The organism is Treponema vincentii (genome assembly GCF_010365865.1).
Classification (GTDB): domain Bacteria; phylum Spirochaetota; class Spirochaetia; order Treponematales; family Treponemataceae; genus Treponema.
Genome location: NZ_CP048020.1, coordinates 2,821,467 through 2,837,876, shown reverse-complemented (window position 1 = coordinate 2,837,876; position 16,410 = coordinate 2,821,467). Strand labels below are relative to the sequence as shown.

General features: G+C 46.1%; 18 protein-coding genes. All 18 read right to left on the bottom strand.

The genetic code is table 11. The annotated features are described in order from the left end of the window. Positions 1–45: 45 nt before the first annotated feature. The gene (locus GWP43_RS13485) at positions 46–669 is read right to left on the bottom strand and encodes a hypothetical protein (protein ID WP_162664587.1); all 624 of its coding nucleotides are present in this window, start codon (positions 667–669) and stop codon (positions 46–48) included. After that, entirely contained in the window at positions 666–1,424 is a 759-nt protein-coding gene (locus tag GWP43_RS13480; RefSeq protein WP_162664586.1) for a hypothetical protein, read from the bottom strand. Before GWP43_RS13480 ends, GWP43_RS13485 begins: the two co-directional genes overlap by 4 nt. Next, positions 1,411–2,091, bottom strand: coding sequence for a hypothetical protein (locus GWP43_RS13475; RefSeq protein ID WP_162664585.1), 681 nt, complete (start codon positions 2,089–2,091; stop codon positions 1,411–1,413). Before GWP43_RS13475 ends, GWP43_RS13480 begins: the two co-directional genes overlap by 14 nt. Further along, positions 2,088–4,385, bottom strand: a complete 2,298-nt coding sequence (locus tag GWP43_RS13470) for a phage tail tape measure protein (RefSeq protein WP_162664584.1) — start codon at positions 4,383–4,385, stop codon at positions 2,088–2,090. Before GWP43_RS13470 ends, GWP43_RS13475 begins: the two co-directional genes overlap by 4 nt. A gap of 166 nt (positions 4,386–4,551) precedes the next feature. Beyond that, positions 4,552–4,893 (bottom strand): DUF6848 family protein, encoded by a 342-nt coding sequence (locus GWP43_RS13465; RefSeq protein WP_162664583.1) that lies wholly within the window; start codon positions 4,891–4,893, stop codon positions 4,552–4,554. 74 nt (positions 4,894–4,967) lie between these two features. Beyond that, positions 4,968–5,405, bottom strand: a complete 438-nt coding sequence (locus GWP43_RS13460; protein WP_162664582.1) for a hypothetical protein — start codon at positions 5,403–5,405, stop codon at positions 4,968–4,970. Positions 5,406–5,417: 12 nt separating this feature from the next. Continuing rightward, positions 5,418–6,827, bottom strand: coding sequence for a DUF2586 family protein (locus GWP43_RS13455; RefSeq protein WP_162664581.1), 1,410 nt, complete (start codon positions 6,825–6,827; stop codon positions 5,418–5,420). Between the two features lie 3 nt (positions 6,828–6,830). After that, on the bottom strand, positions 6,831–7,022 hold the full coding sequence (locus GWP43_RS13450; protein ID WP_162664580.1) for a hypothetical protein: 192 nt from the start codon (positions 7,020–7,022) through the stop codon (positions 6,831–6,833). Between the two features lie 23 nt (positions 7,023–7,045). Continuing rightward, positions 7,046–7,564, bottom strand: a complete 519-nt coding sequence (locus tag GWP43_RS13445) for a hypothetical protein (protein ID WP_162664579.1) — start codon at positions 7,562–7,564, stop codon at positions 7,046–7,048. Between the two features lie 3 nt (positions 7,565–7,567). Further along, positions 7,568–8,089 (bottom strand): phage virion morphogenesis family protein, encoded by a 522-nt coding sequence (locus GWP43_RS13440; RefSeq protein ID WP_162664578.1) that lies wholly within the window; start codon positions 8,087–8,089, stop codon positions 7,568–7,570. 1 nt (position 8,090) lies between these two features. Then, positions 8,091–8,594 carry a DUF1320 domain-containing protein gene (locus GWP43_RS13435; RefSeq protein WP_162664577.1) on the bottom strand — a complete coding sequence of 168 codons (504 nt, stop codon included), beginning with the start codon at positions 8,592–8,594 and terminating at the stop codon, positions 8,091–8,093. Positions 8,595–8,624: 30 nt separating this feature from the next. Further along, entirely contained in the window at positions 8,625–9,593 is a 969-nt protein-coding gene (locus GWP43_RS13430; protein WP_162664576.1) for a hypothetical protein, read from the bottom strand. A 31-nt stretch (positions 9,594–9,624) separates the two neighbouring features. Continuing rightward, entirely contained in the window at positions 9,625–10,005 is a 381-nt protein-coding gene (locus GWP43_RS13425; RefSeq protein ID WP_162664575.1) for a structural cement protein Gp24, read from the bottom strand. A 3-nt stretch (positions 10,006–10,008) separates the two neighbouring features. After that, the gene (locus tag GWP43_RS13420) at positions 10,009–10,980 is read right to left on the bottom strand and encodes a hypothetical protein (protein WP_162664574.1); all 972 of its coding nucleotides are present in this window, start codon (positions 10,978–10,980) and stop codon (positions 10,009–10,011) included. 120 nt (positions 10,981–11,100) lie between these two features. Then, complete coding sequence (locus tag GWP43_RS13415) at positions 11,101–11,694, bottom strand: C39 family peptidase (protein ID WP_162664573.1); 594 nt, start codon at positions 11,692–11,694, stop codon at positions 11,101–11,103. Between the two features lie 302 nt (positions 11,695–11,996). Further along, positions 11,997–13,220, bottom strand: a complete 1,224-nt coding sequence (locus GWP43_RS13410; protein ID WP_162664572.1) for a phage head morphogenesis protein — start codon at positions 13,218–13,220, stop codon at positions 11,997–11,999. Beyond that, positions 13,217–14,866, bottom strand: a complete 1,650-nt coding sequence (locus tag GWP43_RS13405; protein WP_162664571.1) for a DUF935 domain-containing protein — start codon at positions 14,864–14,866, stop codon at positions 13,217–13,219. The genes GWP43_RS13410 and GWP43_RS13405 overlap by 4 nt, the downstream gene beginning before the upstream one ends. Beyond that, positions 14,863–16,398, bottom strand: coding sequence for a hypothetical protein (locus tag GWP43_RS13400; RefSeq protein ID WP_162664570.1), 1,536 nt, complete (start codon positions 16,396–16,398; stop codon positions 14,863–14,865). Before GWP43_RS13400 ends, GWP43_RS13405 begins: the two co-directional genes overlap by 4 nt. Positions 16,399–16,410 lie beyond the last annotated feature (12 nt).

Genomic DNA, 16,410 nt, shown 5'->3' with positions numbered 1-16,410 from the left:
GCGAATGCAATCAGTGCGCTTTTTATAAACTTGTCAATCATTTTTTTACGCCTCCAATACAAGAGCTAAATCTTGTTTATCCTGCATGAATTTTTGAATACTTGCAGGGTCTACCACATGTTTTACCGGTGCGCCGGTTGTCGTCATACCGATAAGGTTTTGAATATGGGTGTCAAGGATAGTAAAAAGACTCTTTGAGCCGTTTTTAATGGCTATTTTATCGCCGTTTACGATGACTTGCGCCTTACCGGTATCGATTGTTATTTTCTTTTCTTCGCTATCGGCGATGATTTTTAAGCCGTCCCCGTCGGTGATAACAAATTGCCCCGCCTTAAAATCATCCGCTTCGTATTCATCTGCCCAAACCCCTGCAATAAAGGGAAAAGCAACATTCCATCCGATAAACGAGACGATAACAATTTGTCCTGCGGGGGGAATGGCATACACGCCCCGCTTTTTCTTTCCCGCCCAGATAGGAGAAATCGGCACTTCTGCAATTATTTGATCCGTCTCCTCAAGCGTTCCTGCTGTTAGCACCTGCACATCGCAGGCGTATTTATTCGCGCCTGCCCCTTCGTATGCTTTTATCACTTTTGCAAGCACGGGAGCGGCTCTATTCGGCAACAGTGCATTTAAAAGAGATGCAAGAAATTCCTGTCCGCTTTTCATGTGCAGCTCCCCCCAATATGCAGTATAAGGCGCGATACCCCCTCCAATACTGTTAAGTCCGTTCTGATAACTTCTTTTGAAACACCGTCAACAGTTACCTTCATGCTATGCCGTATGGGAGCCGGAAGCGTTTCAATCCAATCGGCGCTATGTGAAAAAATCGTTTCTTTTGTATTGAAGCAGAATGTTTTCCCTGTGTTCTTTCCGGTGTCTTTTGGCGTCCCAAAATGAAAGCAATCCTTTTCATCAAAGAAATAGGTAATATCTTTTGCACCGTGTTCTTCTAATGCATCAAGAAGTATATCCAGCACGAGGTGTGCCGATAGTTCTTTTGTCGAAAAGCGGGCAAGTTCAACATCAGGAACCGTGACCGATTTTTCACTCACCCCCGCCGCATCAAGAACATCACTGACAATACTTGAGGCTTTTTCTTTCCGGTAAGAAGCAGTAAACGAGGTGTGGCACAGTTTCCAGTAACCGTCCGTCAAAAAAAGTTTTCGATAATTGTCTATTTCCGTTGCGTTATACACGGTTCCGGTAAAATATAAATCTTTGCTCTCTTTATCTGCAATGTATACTTTTATCGTGTCGCCTTTCTTTCCATCCTTTGAACCGGCCGGAAAATGAAGCGTTGCAAATACCGAAGAGAATCCTTTTTGTGTTACAAGATTAAATCGACATGCCCGTGTATCGGTGAGTTGTCCGTTCAGTTCAACTTCAAGGGTCTGCCGGTGTATTATTTTATTGCTTGGCATATTGCGCCTCCAACTTTCCTAAACCCGTCCGTGTCTTATCCGAGACCGGCGGATTAACTGCTTTTACCGCTGCTCCACTACTGCTGCCAGAACTTCCTTTTTGCCCTTGAAAGCCTAATTGCCGGTCTTGACTTTTGCGGCTGACGCTGTCAAATTCATCAAAGCCGAGCGTACAGTGAATAATACGTTTTCCCCGTTCTTCTATAGATTTTAAATCGTTAAAAATAAAATCTTTTAAGCCCCATGCTTGAAGATGCGGATGCTGCAAGGTATACACGCACGGCACCCCGTTCTTTTGCGCCTTGAACCGCTGCCTGATTTCTTTTAAGCAATCAAAGCGCGTAACATCGGGAGTAACGGTATCGGCGGTATACTTTGGAATATCAATTAAGATGAGCTTGATGGTAAGATCACAGTCAGCCCAGCCCGATATGATTTTCGTACTGCCTGATACGCCTTTCGTCGTAATGCTATCGACTAAAAGCGCATCGCTTACTTCGATGCTATCCAGAATGGCAGGAAGCCACACCGCCTGTCCGTCTCCTACGATACCCGCTTTGATAAAATTTTCCGCAGAGACTTTTTCGATGTACCGGTTAAACTCCGCAGCGCGAGCGAGAATGGAAGGGTGGCTGTCACTGGGAAACGAAAAATCGGGAAGCCTCATACCGCTACTCCCTGACCGACGGCAAATTCAAGCTGCCTGATAAAGTCAAAAAGCGTTTTGCAATCATCCGCTTGTAAATAGATATTTTCTATTTTGAACGTCTGATTGGTTGGCGCAGCTTCTTTTTTCTCCTCTCTAAACAGCGGAATCGTTGCCGCGTTTTTTTGCACCATCGCTTCGCTAAACTGTACGTGCATATCCTCATGTGCATTTTCACTTAATGCACTATATCCGCCCGCTCCGGCTCCCATAAAGGCATCTGAAGCATTCGATGTAAGAGAGGAAACCGCCACGCCTTTCCGGGCAGCGGCCGCCATGTGCTCCGCAGTAAGAGCTGCTCCGCCGTCATCATTTACGCCGAGCGCTTTTGCTCCTTCCATCGGTTTACTGCCGATTTGCTTTTGTAACCCTTGAATACTTGTGCTTAATTCTCCGGTGTCAATGCCGGTAAATTCCGTACTCGTTTCACTTTTAACCGTAACAGCTGCTTCAGAACCCATTTCTTCGGCGCTCTTTCCTTTCAGGCTGTTTCTAAATTCTTGAAGCTTATCAACGGCTGGCTGTAGATAAGAATCGACTCCCGGTATCTTTGCCAACAGTTCTATGAACCATTGTATCGGTGCGATAACCGCCGAAAGCATGAGCTTTCCTATCTGTAAAAGAGCAGCAAGTATGCCGCCGTTTTGAAAGGCTGCCGTAACTGAATCCCACCCGCTTACCACTTCCGAGATTATTTTAACAATCAAGGCTCCTGCTGCAACGATGGCAAGTACCGGCCACAGGACTGCCCACATTGCCCCCGCTGTTGCCCAAAGAGCAGTAGCAAAGCCTGATTCCGCTGCAGTTGCGGTAAAGGTTGCTGTAATTTTAGCCCATAATGGTGCTATTAAGCTCATCAGTGAAGATCCGATACCCGTTACAGCATTTTTCAGCGTCCCTAATGTAGAACTAAAAAGTTTTGTAATGCCTCCGGCATTGCTTATGGTCGTGGTAAGGGTTACAAGTTGTGTCGCCGTATTAAGCACACCGCTTCCAAGCCGTAAGACACCGCCTGCAGCAATCCCTGCAAAGGCTGCAATCCGCTGAAATACTTCTCCTACTGGAGAATCCATCATTGGGGAGACAACATCCGTCAGGAAACTCGTCTGCATATCAACAAAAAAACCTTTGATTGCATTAATGTCATCACCTATTTTGATTTTAAGTGAATCGTTTATCGCCTGTAGCCTTCCTGTCTTACTTTCATACGATTCCGTTTGAATTGCTTGAGAGACTTCGGTAATACCTTTCATACTGGAGCCAAACTGTTTTGCAAAATCAGAATATGCATCTCCTGTCAATGCGATAACTGCCTGCATCGCTTCAGCTCGTCCCATCGCAGCGACCATTGCATCCTGATTACCGGCAAATGCCGATTGCACAATACGAGCCGATTCAGCAAGTCCGTATTCTTCAAGCATTGCAGAGCCGGAAGAAATACCGACTGATGCAAGGGCTGCGGAAAGTTCTTTACTCGGTTTTTGTAAGGCAATCATAAACGATTGTAATTTCGTTCCGGCCGTAGAAGCCGTGTCGGTTGTTGCAGTCATATATGCCATCGTGGAGCCGATTTCGTCAAAGCCGATACCGACCGACGATGCGAGCCCTGAGATGGGAGACATGGCGGAAATAAATTCTTCCATACTGCCAACCCCCATACCGACCGCCTGTGTCATTACGTCAGATGCCCATGCTGCTTTTTGCGAAATATCCGCTTTCCGTTCCTCCTCAGTCGCCGCTTTGCTCACGGAAAAACCGTAGGAGTTCATAATCTTTACCAAGCCGTTCGTTGCCGTTCCTAAGTCAGCTTGACCGGCTTCTGCAAGAGAAATGGCATTCATCATAACCGGCATTTGCGCTTCAACATTCGTAATGCCTCCTGCAACATCGTTATACGCAGCAGCAACTGCAAGCGTTCCTGCTGCATTGCGCCCGCCTATGCGGTTTAGCTCGCCTCCGAGTTTTTCAATTTCATCTGAAGACATCCCCGTTATAGTTTGGATGTTTTTCATTGTCGATTGAAAACTACCGGCAAGCGTAGAAGGGGCATCCATCATCGAAGTAATTTTGCCTGACAATTCATCGAACCGGCCTGACATAAGCGATAAATCGCCCGCAAGGTCAAACATATCTTTATTGCGGTTAATTTCTCCGATGGCATCTTTCATGCCTGCCATGCTGTTCTGTGCATTGGCAAATCCGCTTGAGAATGCATCTTTAAATTGGAGTGTTATCGATGTTACAAAATTTGCCATTACTTTCCGCCAAGAGCTTTTACAATCGCTTCCTGATAGACACCTACTTCAAAATCCCGCATAATGCGAGCCTCTTCGTATTTTTCCATCAAAAGCCGGTAATCCGCTTGCGACACATCTTCACCGAGAAACCGCCTGATAAAAAGCCGGATTCTCGTAAAGGTGTTTACAGCTTCCGGCTTCGCACTGCCACGTTCGCTCCAAAAAAAGGGCTGATAACATCATCTACAAACCGGCTATAGGCCGCAGGATAATCCCGAAGCTGTGTAATGATTGGAGCCGGTTCAGGGTGGACAATCAGCGACTGAATAAGATTTAAGTTCGCCGTTATCGGATTTTTTTGCGCTGCTTTTGAATACGACTCCATATCTGCTATGACAGGCTTGCGGTAAATAAATTCAACTTGTTCCGTTGTATTTTCCGTTGTGGTAAAATCGATTGCCCCTTCAAATATCCCTTGCGGATATTTAGTTTTCAATTCTTCGATTTTTGCTTTTTCCAGTGTCATAAAAAACTCCTTGTAAATAAAATAATGTTGAGCGCTTCTAAAAACGATTTTTATTGTTTTTAGAAGTTCGACTCTTACATGAACGGAACAAAGGCGGTGATGCCATCGCTATTCATGGGCATCGTTTGCGGCCCTTCAATTGTGACGCTAAGGCTTGTGTCCCCTTTCGAGCCTTTGAAGTCTCGCTTGGTAAAGTGTACCAAAAGCGTATCTGTCACAGGCGGCTGTCCCAGATTGCCGTAACTTGCAACAACCGGAATAGGCGGCATGTTGTAAAATCCGCCGGAGCCTGCAGAAAAAACATTGAGCTTATCATACTCAAACCGTTGCAGTTCCAGCTTGCACGTTCCTTTCCATTCGCCGCGTCCGACACCAAGCGGCAAATTGTTTGTGCCGCAGATGACCTCATCATTCTTTTCATCTGAGTACTCAACGCTTTCACAGCCTAAGATTAAGCCGGTCGGCAGCATCAGTTTGATTGACTCAAAATCATAAATTAATCCGTTTACCATTTTTCCCTCCTTTTACTGTGCAAGCGCAGGATTATGATAGGCGATTTCGTTTTCGATATAGGATAATTTACCAAGCGGAACGATACGGATTTTTGTCCGTAAGGTGTTTGTCGATAAAATATTTTGCCCCTTAGGAATGATGATATACCCATCGGATATTTGCTCGTTCGTTTTCATCGTCCGTAACGGCGCTTCTCCCTGTGCAACGAACATCTCCAAACCTTCGGGAGAACCGTCAGCACCGACTTTGACCGTGTCGTTCAAAAACGGCAGTTGCGCTACTCTGATCTCACGGCATGCTTTATCCATGACGCGCCTGCGTTCCACCAAATCATAATCACTTCCTTGTTCACTCATCATTTGTCCAGAGGTGATGTAAATACCTTTCAGCCCGATGATTTGTCTCACCGTTACATAGCCTGCGTTTTTCAACGCTTCAATGTGTCCGTCATTTATTCCGTCAGGTTTAATCGCTGTTGCGGCTGTTATGCTGCCGAATTTAACGGCATCCGGCCCCTCGTGGACTTTTCGCCCAGCAAGCATTCCGCAGTACACTCCGATAGCTCCGCGTGTATCGACCTGTCCGTTTGAATCCGCCTCTTCAATCCAGCCTGCAACAACCTGCAAGCGAGTTGAGGAGGTTACCCCACGCTCTGCTCCAGTAAGCGCGTTGACATACTCGTCTACTGTCTCACCTTCTTTTTTATAGCGGGCTTGCGCAATAAAAAAGAGATACTGATATACGCTTTCAGCGCCCTTCGCCTGAGTTGCAAGGGCTGCCCAAAGAGCAGCGTTTGAAACGCCTGCAACGGCAATCCATTCGATGGCTTTTTTTGCGTCAAGAATAGTATTGATTGCAGCAAGTATTTCGCCGTTTGTCGCTTGCGGTGCCGTCGTCGTAAACGTAAAAGCGTCTCCGGACTCAAAGCCTTTATCAGCATGACTAAATTGCAGCGTAAGACCGGTACCGGGGATTTCGTATTTACCTTCCCCGTCAGGAAGCGTGATAGTCTTTCCGGAAAGACCGTCGATGGTTACCCGGAACGTGCCGTCGTTGAGTTTTCCGCTTGCCATAATATCAATACGGATACCGTATTCATTGCGCGGCTTTCCCGTTACGGTAATTTTTCCGTCCCCTTGATTACCGCTTACTGTGCTCACGTTTGAAACAGTACCTGCAGTACTTCCTTCAACAGCGATTGCGTACACGGTCGTTTTTGCAATCGATAAGGCACTGACGATAAGATCACGTAAGGAGCCATCTCCTATTTTTCCGTCCACATCTTCTTTATCCGTAAAGGTAATAATGCCGTTTGAAGGAAGCGTTGCAACACCGACTGCTGCAAAAATACCGGTCGCATCCGCTCCAGCTACTCCCATAGCGCCGTCTTTAATGGTCGTGTTAATATTCGGTAAAGCCATTTTTTACCCTCCGATAGGTGCGTTTAAAAAGGCATTGACCGCCTTTTCAAATTCAGTTTTTTCAACTTTTTTTCCTGCAGCCCAGTTTTGCGCTTGCATCACTGCTTGAAAAACCGGAGCGGGAACCTGCAAATTTGCCGCATGTTCTTCAACGGCAAGAAATGTTGCCGATTCTTTTTTTATGTTCTTCTCCATATAAAAACTCCTTACCTGCACTTTTAAGGATTTTGCATATCAGGGATTTCGGAAACTTGCACGAATGTCGGAACCAGTTCCGCGTCCCCTGCAACTTCAACTTGAAACTCTACTTCCAATATTGAGCAGTACAGGTTTGACACGTTATCCGCAAAATCCGAATGCTCTTCACTGTTAATGAGGATACGCCCTACAAAATTGTCATAACTCCACCTGCGCGGAATACGCGGTACGATTTTACTGAATACCTCATCAACCTCATTTTCTCCCTTTGCCCAGACGCCGATTAAAATCGGGATAATCCGCGTACCCCGAATCCTCCGCTGTTTCAGTTCTCCCGTTACATCATCCCGATAACGGGCAAGACGCGCAGTTCGGTCATCAAGTCTGCCTGCTTGAGTAATGAGCGAAACAAGCGGCCATTTGCGCGTCATCACCTGTTTTGTTTCATCTGCCCGATTCCTTACCACGGTTGCATCAGGAATCTCGGTGGTGATACACATGTCAAGTAAATCTTTTGCAGCCTTTATCATCCCGTCCATCGTTTATTCCGCTCCTATTGCAATACCGAGTAGCTTTTTAATGGCAGGGTCGGAGAAAAAACTTTCTTGAAAATCTTTCGGCACGCCAAGAAATGGACGGGACGGAATTTTCGAGCCGGGATGCTGTATGACTGCATTGCCCCGCTTTATCGTATGCGCTTTTGTCTTGCCGCCCCTCTGATGTATTCCTGCATACACAAGGTTTGAGCCGATAATGACAGAGCCGTCATCAAAGGCATGAAACGTAATTGATTTTTTTAACGTTCCTCTATCATTGAGGATAGGCGTTTTAGAGCCGGGTTTTGCAGCAAGCGGGCCGCGTGCTTTGCGCAGCGCTTCCCACTTATCTTTGGTTACGGGGTCTTCTTGTTTTTTAAACGCTTCTGCTGTTACCGCTTCAAGCGCAAGCCCTGCAGCCTGCGCTATCCGTTTGAGGTCGCAGTGTGAAGCGCGATGTAATGCATCGATGATATTCCGATATTCCGCATCATCATCAAACCGGACTTCTATTGCCGCCTTGCTCATGTTAATATCCTTTCCAGTCCATACGAGTCATCGATACTGCCTGTATGTTTCCTGAAGGGGGCTTACTGCTGTTTTCATCGTAGCCGGGTATTTTGTATTTGCCTTGTGCAACCTTATCCAAATACCGTCTTGCTATATCCGCCTGTTCAACAACCGCTTTTCCGCCGGGATCGTTTTCAAGCATACCGGTACTGATAATTAAAGAGGCGCAGGCAATATCAACGCAGTATTTTTTTATCGTCGCTGGGGTACCGGCAAGCGGTACAGTGTAACCGCCGGATAAAAGATATCCGTCAATTTCCGCACTTGCATCGGCTATTGCCTTTTCTGCACGTTCTGCATCGACTGCGCTCCACGCAGCAATACGCTCATTGCCGTAGGTAGTCTGCATATCTTCGATGGTACAATACGCCATACATCCCTCCTTTCTGCTGCACGGCTCAGCAAAGCCTACCGTTAAGCCGATGTATAAAAGGCTTAACATCAAAACAAAAAATCTTTTCATAACAAAACCTCTCGTTATTTTGAAAATTCTTTAAAGGACTTCCTTGATGGTATAAATCAGATTTTTGCAGACAATTAATTCCGCAACATCATGGGCAACCTGCACATATTCTCCGCCGAGAATACCGCCGTCTTTTTCATCCCATGTTCGAACGACATAGCCTGAGTTATCGGCTTCGCGGTATTTTACTGCGACGGTTTTTCCCGCGCACGGCTGATCCCATTGAGAGTCGGTGTAACAAAGAACGACTGAATCACCCCAGATACTTTCAGGGCTAACCTTTTTATCTTCGCTTCGCTTGCCGAAATCCGCTCGGCCTTTTGCGATGATGACCTTGTTAATTCTGAAAAGCTTCGCAAGGTTTGCCTCGTCAACTTTTTTTATCAAATTAGCTTCACCGAGATACTTTAAAAGTACCGGATGGTATTCAAGGGCATCATAGACAGCCTCGCTGAGTACCATTGTATTGGGGCGGAAAAAGCATTCCTTGATTGCTGCATTGATCGCTTCAACGGGATTACCGCCTTTTGTATCCGAGGCACTTGACCATTTATTCGTTGCCGTTTTCCCTGCTCCTGAAAGGCTGGTAGTGCGTCCCGATAAATTGGTAACTAAATCGGCAATGCGCTTTTCTTGCGCAAGTTCAAGCTTCGTAATTAAAAGCTCAACCTTGCGCCGCTCCCACAATTTGAACGGCCCGTCGGCAAACTCTAAGTCTGCTTTGTCGATAAACGCTTTTAACCCATACGGGGTGGTTGCATAGTTTTGCATGGTACCGCTTGTTGCAAATTCATTTGCTTGAGAGCGTTCCCCTGCAAGCGTTACATCGGGTACTTTATAGATATTTTCCTCGTTGAATACGGCGTACTTGCCTGACGGTTTTCCGACTTCAACGCGCGGAAATAACAGCGGGCCGACCATTCCTTCCCGCACCTTAGCTGAATAATCCACTGCCAAATTGGAAAGCAGGGGACTGACATATCCTTGTTCTCTGGGCATTAAAAAACCTCCTTAAAATACGTTTTTCCGACTATGCGACGGTTATGACACCGCGTTCAATGTACATATCGATATATTCACCTGCCTCTCCGGACTCAAGGAATATCCCGCACGTTTTATAGGTACCCGCGGTTGCAGGAACATCTTCAAACGCACCGAGCTTATCTTTTGAAAGCACCGCTTTTTTTCCGGCACTTGCAGTCCCGCCTGCAACAACTTTCACTACTCCGCCGATCGCTATGCCGATGCGGTCTTGCGCTGCGGCGGCTTCATTGGCATCAAACGGATACACGCCGAGCATATCCGCCTTTTCGTCGGCCGGAGCGGTTACGGTATTATCTACCGTTCCCTGTATTACTGCACTACCGGGAGCGATTTCGCTTTGTGCGATATATGGACGTCTATTCATCATTTTTTATTCCTCCTCGCTGAACATTTCAGGATTTGCCGAGTACAATGCTTCGGCCGCTTCGGTAAAGGACGCAAGACCTTTCTCTTTTTGAAAGGCTTTTATTTTTGCCGTCACATCGGCGCTACAGGCAAAATCAGTGCTGCTCTTTTCTTTTGTCGCCGTATGCTCACCGGACAAATCGACAATCGGTTCGCTGTTTGCAAAAAGCGCTCTGAAATCTTTTCTGTCCTCCTCAGTCATTTTGACATCAAGGGCAACGGCTTTTTCAAAATATGCCGGCGTGATTTTTCCCTCATCCCGCAGTTTGGAAAAAAAGGCCTCCGCATCGGTTTTCATGCCGTTTTGTTTCAGGCTCTTATTTTCTTGTTCGAGAGCCGCAATCCGCTCATCTTTTGCAGCCATTTCCGTTTTTACTTTTTCCGTCATCTCATCCATAGTTTCCTCCCGAGATTGTGTCGTTTTTTCCGCCTCATTCGCGGAAAAGAGTTTTATCGTCCCTGCATCCATTTTCTGCGTGAAGATTGATACATGGTCGTCTTGGTTTGCATATTCAACAAATCCGCCGAATGAAAGCGAAAAGAGAGCCGGTATCTTAGCTCCTGCAACCGCAGGGGTATCCCGCCCAAGCAGCGCTATTGCTTTCAAGTATGGCGGCTCATTTTTATCCACCATGTCGTTTTCAAAAATTTCTACCGACATGTACCGGAGCTTTCCTTCTGCAACCTTTTTTATTACATCAGTAGAAAATGCCGGTACTTCGGCAAAAACCCAACCGCTTTTATCCATGCGTATAGATTGAACCCAGCCGTGTGCATCTTGATAATCATCGCTCATACCGAATGAGCGGTGTCCGATAACAAGCGGGGCTTCATATAATTTTTCAGGATTATAGGAATCGACCAGTCTTTGAACCCGCTCTTTCGGCCAATCCCCTTGCGGGTATTTTCCCGCCTTAAAAACCTTTAATTCTGCCATCTTTAGCTCCTCTTAAAATACCGTTCAAAAGCGTTCAAAACCCGTTCAAATTCGATTGAAACGGAAAGAATGCTAAATAACCAAGCCGCTCGCATAACCGCTGTTTTGCGCATATTCAGGTTATGCGTCGTATACAATCCGGAACGGTTTTACATTGCTGAAATCCGCCTTGCTCAAACGGCGGTTAAAACCGTTCCCGTCTTTAAAGCGGCGCGGCCACGGATCATTAAAAATCACCTCATCGGCCACATCATCGTATGCGACGGCCGCAATGTAATGCCCCGGCTTTTTAAGACAGAGCTGCACTGCTTTTCCGTTTTGTAGTTCGGATGCAACCGTTTCAAAAACGGCTCCCCATTCAAAGCGCGCCTTTACGCCGAAAACGGCGGTAACCGCAACCGGATAAAATTGCGGCACTTCATTACCGTGCCACACATCAGGAGGCGTTTCAGGGCGTACCTTTTGCAAGGCAGGGTAGTTGCGTGGATCATTGAAAAAGTCCATCAAAACCTCTTCGCTTTGCGGTTTATAGCCTCCCGGCGTTTTCACCTCTACATCAAAGCCCATCGCCGCTATGCACGTAACCGCCGCCGACGGCCCGCATGAAACCAGCCATACTCCGTCAGAGCGCTTACGCAATATTTCTTCTGTTGGGTTATTCGTCTGCACAAAATAGCACTCTCTCGCATTCCAGAACTTGACGCCTTTAATCATTACGAACCTCTTTATGCGATTATTTTACGCTTTACCGGTGCGACAATTCAAAGAAACTATTTGAAAAAATTAGTCTTTTATATGGTTGATTTTTTAAGCAAGGTGTAGTAAAGTATAGATTAAGGTAACGGTTGAGGAGTATATTGAGAGGGACATCAGAGATGAATCCAGCGGACGCAAATTCCGCCCGACCGTTACCATTATAGTGGTAAGTGTTGAGAGTGCGTATTAAGAGGTGCATTGAACAGCCGGAGTTACCGCCGACTGCGATAAGTACAGCAGGCGCAAATCCTGCCCGGCACTTACCATATTTTTTTATACACCGGATCGTTATAATCATACACGATATATCCTGTTGTTTTAATCCGTAAAGAAAAATCTTTTCCTAATTGCTTTAATACGGTTTTGAGTATTTTCCCGCCATCCATATTTTTCACAAAATGAAACTCTCGACCGTCTTCTTGTATATTCGGTTCGGTATTTTCATAGATTGCATCAGGAGTACTAAGACTATCGTACAGCGCTTCAAAAAGAGATTCCGGTATCCGTTGCTTTGCATTTTTGTCTCCGATACCGTGATATAAATCTTTATCCGAGGCAAGAATTTTGCAATCGGCCACACCTATTTCTTGCATTGCTTCAAAACGTTCCGCTTCAAGATTTCCTACCTGATATAAAATATTTTGCGGTGTGTAATCTTTTTTATTGATGCGTTTTGCTAATACATTAAATTCACCTTTCGTAAGTTTTGTACCATCCATCGCTTTTCGGTAGCTTTCCGTTACGTGAGAGAGGATACTTTTCCCGTCTTCCGCTTTTATTTTTGCAAGATTTTTATAGGTACTGAAATTCGGCGATAACGCTTCCCGTGCAGGATTATATTTCCACGTACTGTCGAATGTATTCCAATCGACACCGGCTATATCGGGAGGGTTTCCGGAATCGTCAGAATGCTCAATAGTAACCCCTTCTTTTTGCGCTTCGTGCTCACTCATCGTTGTTACATAGCACCGGCAGCCCCAGCCGTTCGGCGGGTTATAGGTATTCCAAAACGCATCATCATACCGGAATGCTTTCCCATCAAGCGCGAGGTGTTCAGCCCGCGGATTCGTAACGGCTGGATCATGGCGGTATACCCAAATAGGACGTAAATCGGCGCCGATAAGCCGGTTGCGGTAATGCTCCGCTTCATACGCGCATCTCATATTCACATCGTAGATAAGACCGATACGCCAGTTAATATACCGCTTATCATCTTTTGTGTGCCCATTTCCGCCATACCAGCCTTTTGCACTCATCATATCCAAAAGGCCGTCCCGGAAGTCTTTAAAAGGAATGCCGTCTTTTATCGCCTGATTGAGTAAGCCGTGAATGGTATCTAATACGGCCGCTTCATTTGAATGCGCAACGGTAAAGGCGTGGGCATGTTCTCCCCATTTAAGCTCATCCCATTTATCAGTCGCCACATTTATTTTCTTTTCAAGAAACTTATGCGCTATTTCAGGATACGGAATGGTATCACTCATTTCTTTTTAACCCCTGCAACACCGATAGCGGCAAACCGTACATTGTCGATACACGAAGCAAAATCATCCAGTGAACGGTTTTTATACGCAGCTAAAAGCGCCTTTGAAGCGTCTTGATAATCGTCTACCATACCGAGTGCATTCACATAGCTTTCAATACTTTTGTCGATTGCATCTTGTCCTTTTTCCTGCATCGCTTTATTAAATGAATCCATGAGCTGCCGGTCTTTTAATTGCTGCTTTGTTTGTTTATCCGCAAAAAAAGAAGCGGCTTTTTGAAAGAGCGTTTTTTCCGTGTGTGTTCCGCATCCGCAGGGGCAGCTTGTTTGACCGCCGGTATGACTGGTATGAAAAGCAAAATCTCCTTGTTCTTTTTGTTCGCCTTCGTGCGCTATCTCAAAATCTTCTTGTGGAATATCGTATTCACGTTCGATATACGCCTTTTTCGGTCGCCAGCCGAGAGCGTATAACTTGGCATCCCGCTCTGCCCGCTCTTGCTGTAAATCCTCATCTTTGACAAACTCGAATACGGGAGGCAGTACATCTGCACCGTAATTGTAATACGTCCAGACTGCCGCGAGCCGATTAAAGCAGGCGGATATACGTCTACGGTCGGCAGCCGCTAAATCCTGCCTGACAAGATTATGCGCCTGCGCTGCAGCATAGCTTCCTTTACTGCCGATGTCAGTCGTGAGCGTTTGCCCTAAAACCGCTTTTGAAATTTCTTTATTGGCTGCTTCTATATACTCTGCGTGGACATTAGAAACGCTCCCCTTATTAGCAAGGCTTTCAATGGTGATTTCTGCTCCCTCAGGTGCAATAGCCACCGCATCAGATGCCATCCGCTCAAGCGACGTAAGCAGTTCATTTTTATAAATGTCACTGGCATTATTCGGATATTTTCCGTACAAAAAGGCACCGCCGTATTTTTCGACAAATACCGTCCACCAGCGGAACCCGTTCTTTTTAAAGGTTACCGGCCAATAGCATTTTGAAAATACTTTGACTCCGTACGGGTTCGCATAACTCGGCCGGTGGCGGGCAATAAGAAACCGATTCTTCGGCAGCGGTTCCGTTCCGATAACGCCGGTACGAAACACCAGATTATTTTCTTGGTCAAACTCAAACCATTGCGGAGGCTTACCAACGATGTCGCCGATTACCCACCGTCCACCTTGAGCGCGCCAGATAACCTCAAGCGGGGCATAGCCGAATGCAATGGCATCCATCATCTCTTCGATGACACGCGGAATATCAAGCTGCCTCAATTCTTCTGCAAAAAGGTCTGCCGCTTCTTGCTCTTTTTTACCATTACCATCTCCGCCTGCAGCACAAAACCATTCCGCGCCGCTTGCAGCAGAACAGCGAATACTCCACACACTCTCTAAATGGCTGTCTGTTAAAAGTTCCTGCAAGGCGGTAATGCCGCGTCCCATTTTCTGCAAAATAGGATCAGGATCAGGAAGGGAGCGCATCAGCCGGACAAAGTCATTTGCCCGCTCGCGGGTTGCAAAATGATTACCGCTCATTTTTTCAATCGTTTCTTCAACGGTCTGTATACGCTTATCTGCCGTATCTTTCGTGTCCGGACTCCAGCGATCAAAGCGCTGTACGCCGCCTGTCTGCTTTTTATACTTTCCCATCATTCATACCCCTGTAACACAGCGCTGCTTTCCCGCGTGCTCCGTGAATACGGCATTCCTGCTCTTTTCTTTTTTGCCGCTTCAATGAGTTTTCTCACCACTCCTTCAAGCGCATCAGGGCCGTCTTTATATTCCCCGTCAGGATATTGCAACAGCTCGTCTATCAATTCTTTTTGATCTTTATCTTGTTTATAAAACCGGATGATACCGTTTTCGATCGGTGCAGAAAGCGTCGCTTCAATGCGGGTATCTTTATTGATAGTTGCCGTCTCAGGTCGGTACGGAATGTAATAGCCTTCCTGTTCCGCCTTCATATCAAGCACGGTTGCAAGCATCGCTTGCCCGCCGTTATCTTCAAAAAACATATACGACGGATTCCACGTTTGATAAATCATATACATGCCGTCTACCATCCGCTGAATACTTTCTTTACGAATACGTGCTTTTAAAATATAGATAATCCCTTCATTCGTAATACCTGCACAAACAGTTGCTTTAAAACAATGTTTTTCTTCCTGTTTAACACTTGGGTCTGTCCATGAAAAAACATAAGCAAAGCGTACCGCGGTAAGTTCTTCCGGTTGGTAGCCGCGGATATGCTCTTCCTTAAAAATGCGCTCATCAAGGGCAATCGGAATTAATAAAAACTCTTGCCCGTATGCAAGAGAGCCAATGGTGCGCTTGAGCCGCTTTAACCGGTCGAGAGGAAAGAAATCAGGCCATGCCGGTTTTCCTCTCACTTCGGCAGGGAATTTATACGTTTTGACCGCCTCTATTTCATCGCTGCCTTTCTCTAACGTTGCAGCTACACATTGTGTGTTAAGCGGGGTTGCAACAATGATACATGAATAATTTGCAGCGAGGGCAGGAATTAAATCCTGCATAATCCATTCAACCGATTCTTTTACAAACTTCCGTGATTTTGCACGCTTTCTGTTTTGAATATCATCGAGTCTGACATAATCAGGGCGGGCGGCTCCGTGTACGAACCCGCGCGGGTCTTGTCCGATTGAAACGGCAACCACGCCGATAGTACTCCCTTTTTTACCGGGGATATTGACCGAAAAGTCGCCCATTGCCGGGCGTTTTCCTTCCGGAATAAACTCACCAAAATCATTTTTAAGTCGCTGATTGTACATCAATTCCAATAAGATGCGGCCGGTAAAGCGTTCTGACTTTTCTTCCGTATAGCTAGAAAAAAGCATAAACTTCCGTCTGCCGTAAGCGATTTCGTGTATCGGATCAAGCAGTGTAAAAAACGTAGACTTTCCACAGCCGCGGAATGCTTGCAGTAAAATTGGCTCTTTTTCGGTAAGCCGGATTTTTTCCCATTCTTTATGAAATTTTGCCCCTTCACTTGCAACGTATTCGGGGAAGTAGGTACGGGCAAATTCCCATACCGAATCAGCACACTTACGTTTCCGCGCATCTTTTGCTTTTTCACTATTATCAACAAACAGCGGACGGGATAAGATTTCTTCTTTGAGCTTATTCCATTCTTTTTCAAGTTCCCGCGCTGTTCTAATTTCTTTCACGTTTGATAGTCC

Bases quoted from the DNA above. Each gene is read 5' to 3' on its own strand.
- GWP43_RS13440 (WP_162664578.1), bottom strand. From the start codon at position 8,089: ATGAGCAAGGCGGCAATAGAAGTCCGGTTTGATGATGATGCGGAATAT.
- GWP43_RS13445 (WP_162664579.1), bottom strand. From the start codon at position 7,564: ATGGACGGGATGATAAAGGCTGCAAAAGATTTACTTGACATGTGTATC.
- GWP43_RS13470 (WP_162664584.1), bottom strand. From the start codon at position 4,385: ATGGCAAATTTTGTAACATCGATAACACTCCAATTTAAAGATGCATTC.
- GWP43_RS13425 (WP_162664575.1), bottom strand. From the start codon at position 10,005: ATGATGAATAGACGTCCATATATCGCACAAAGCGAAATCGCTCCCGGT.
- GWP43_RS13480 (WP_162664586.1), bottom strand. From the start codon at position 1,424: ATGCCAAGCAATAAAATAATACACCGGCAGACCCTTGAAGTTGAACTG.
- GWP43_RS13460 (WP_162664582.1), bottom strand. From the start codon at position 5,405: ATGGTAAACGGATTAATTTATGATTTTGAGTCAATCAAACTGATGCTG.
- GWP43_RS13450 (WP_162664580.1), bottom strand. From the start codon at position 7,022: ATGGAGAAGAACATAAAAAAAGAATCGGCAACATTTCTTGCCGTTGAA.
- GWP43_RS13405 (WP_162664571.1), bottom strand. From the start codon at position 14,866: ATGATGGGAAAGTATAAAAAGCAGACAGGCGGCGTACAGCGCTTTGAT.
- GWP43_RS13485 (WP_162664587.1), bottom strand. From the start codon at position 669: ATGAAAAGCGGACAGGAATTTCTTGCATCTCTTTTAAATGCACTGTTG.
- GWP43_RS13465 (WP_162664583.1), bottom strand. From the start codon at position 4,893: ATGACACTGGAAAAAGCAAAAATCGAAGAATTGAAAACTAAATATCCG.
- GWP43_RS13475 (WP_162664585.1), bottom strand. From the start codon at position 2,091: ATGAGGCTTCCCGATTTTTCGTTTCCCAGTGACAGCCACCCTTCCATT.
- GWP43_RS13415 (WP_162664573.1), bottom strand. From the start codon at position 11,694: ATGATTAAAGGCGTCAAGTTCTGGAATGCGAGAGAGTGCTATTTTGTG.
- GWP43_RS13420 (WP_162664574.1), bottom strand. From the start codon at position 10,980: ATGGCAGAATTAAAGGTTTTTAAGGCGGGAAAATACCCGCAAGGGGAT.
- GWP43_RS13430 (WP_162664576.1), bottom strand. From the start codon at position 9,593: ATGCCCAGAGAACAAGGATATGTCAGTCCCCTGCTTTCCAATTTGGCA.
- GWP43_RS13455 (WP_162664581.1), bottom strand. From the start codon at position 6,827: ATGGCTTTACCGAATATTAACACGACCATTAAAGACGGCGCTATGGGA.
- GWP43_RS13410 (WP_162664572.1), bottom strand. From the start codon at position 13,220: ATGAGTGATACCATTCCGTATCCTGAAATAGCGCATAAGTTTCTTGAA.
- GWP43_RS13435 (WP_162664577.1), bottom strand. From the start codon at position 8,594: ATGAAAAGATTTTTTGTTTTGATGTTAAGCCTTTTATACATCGGCTTA.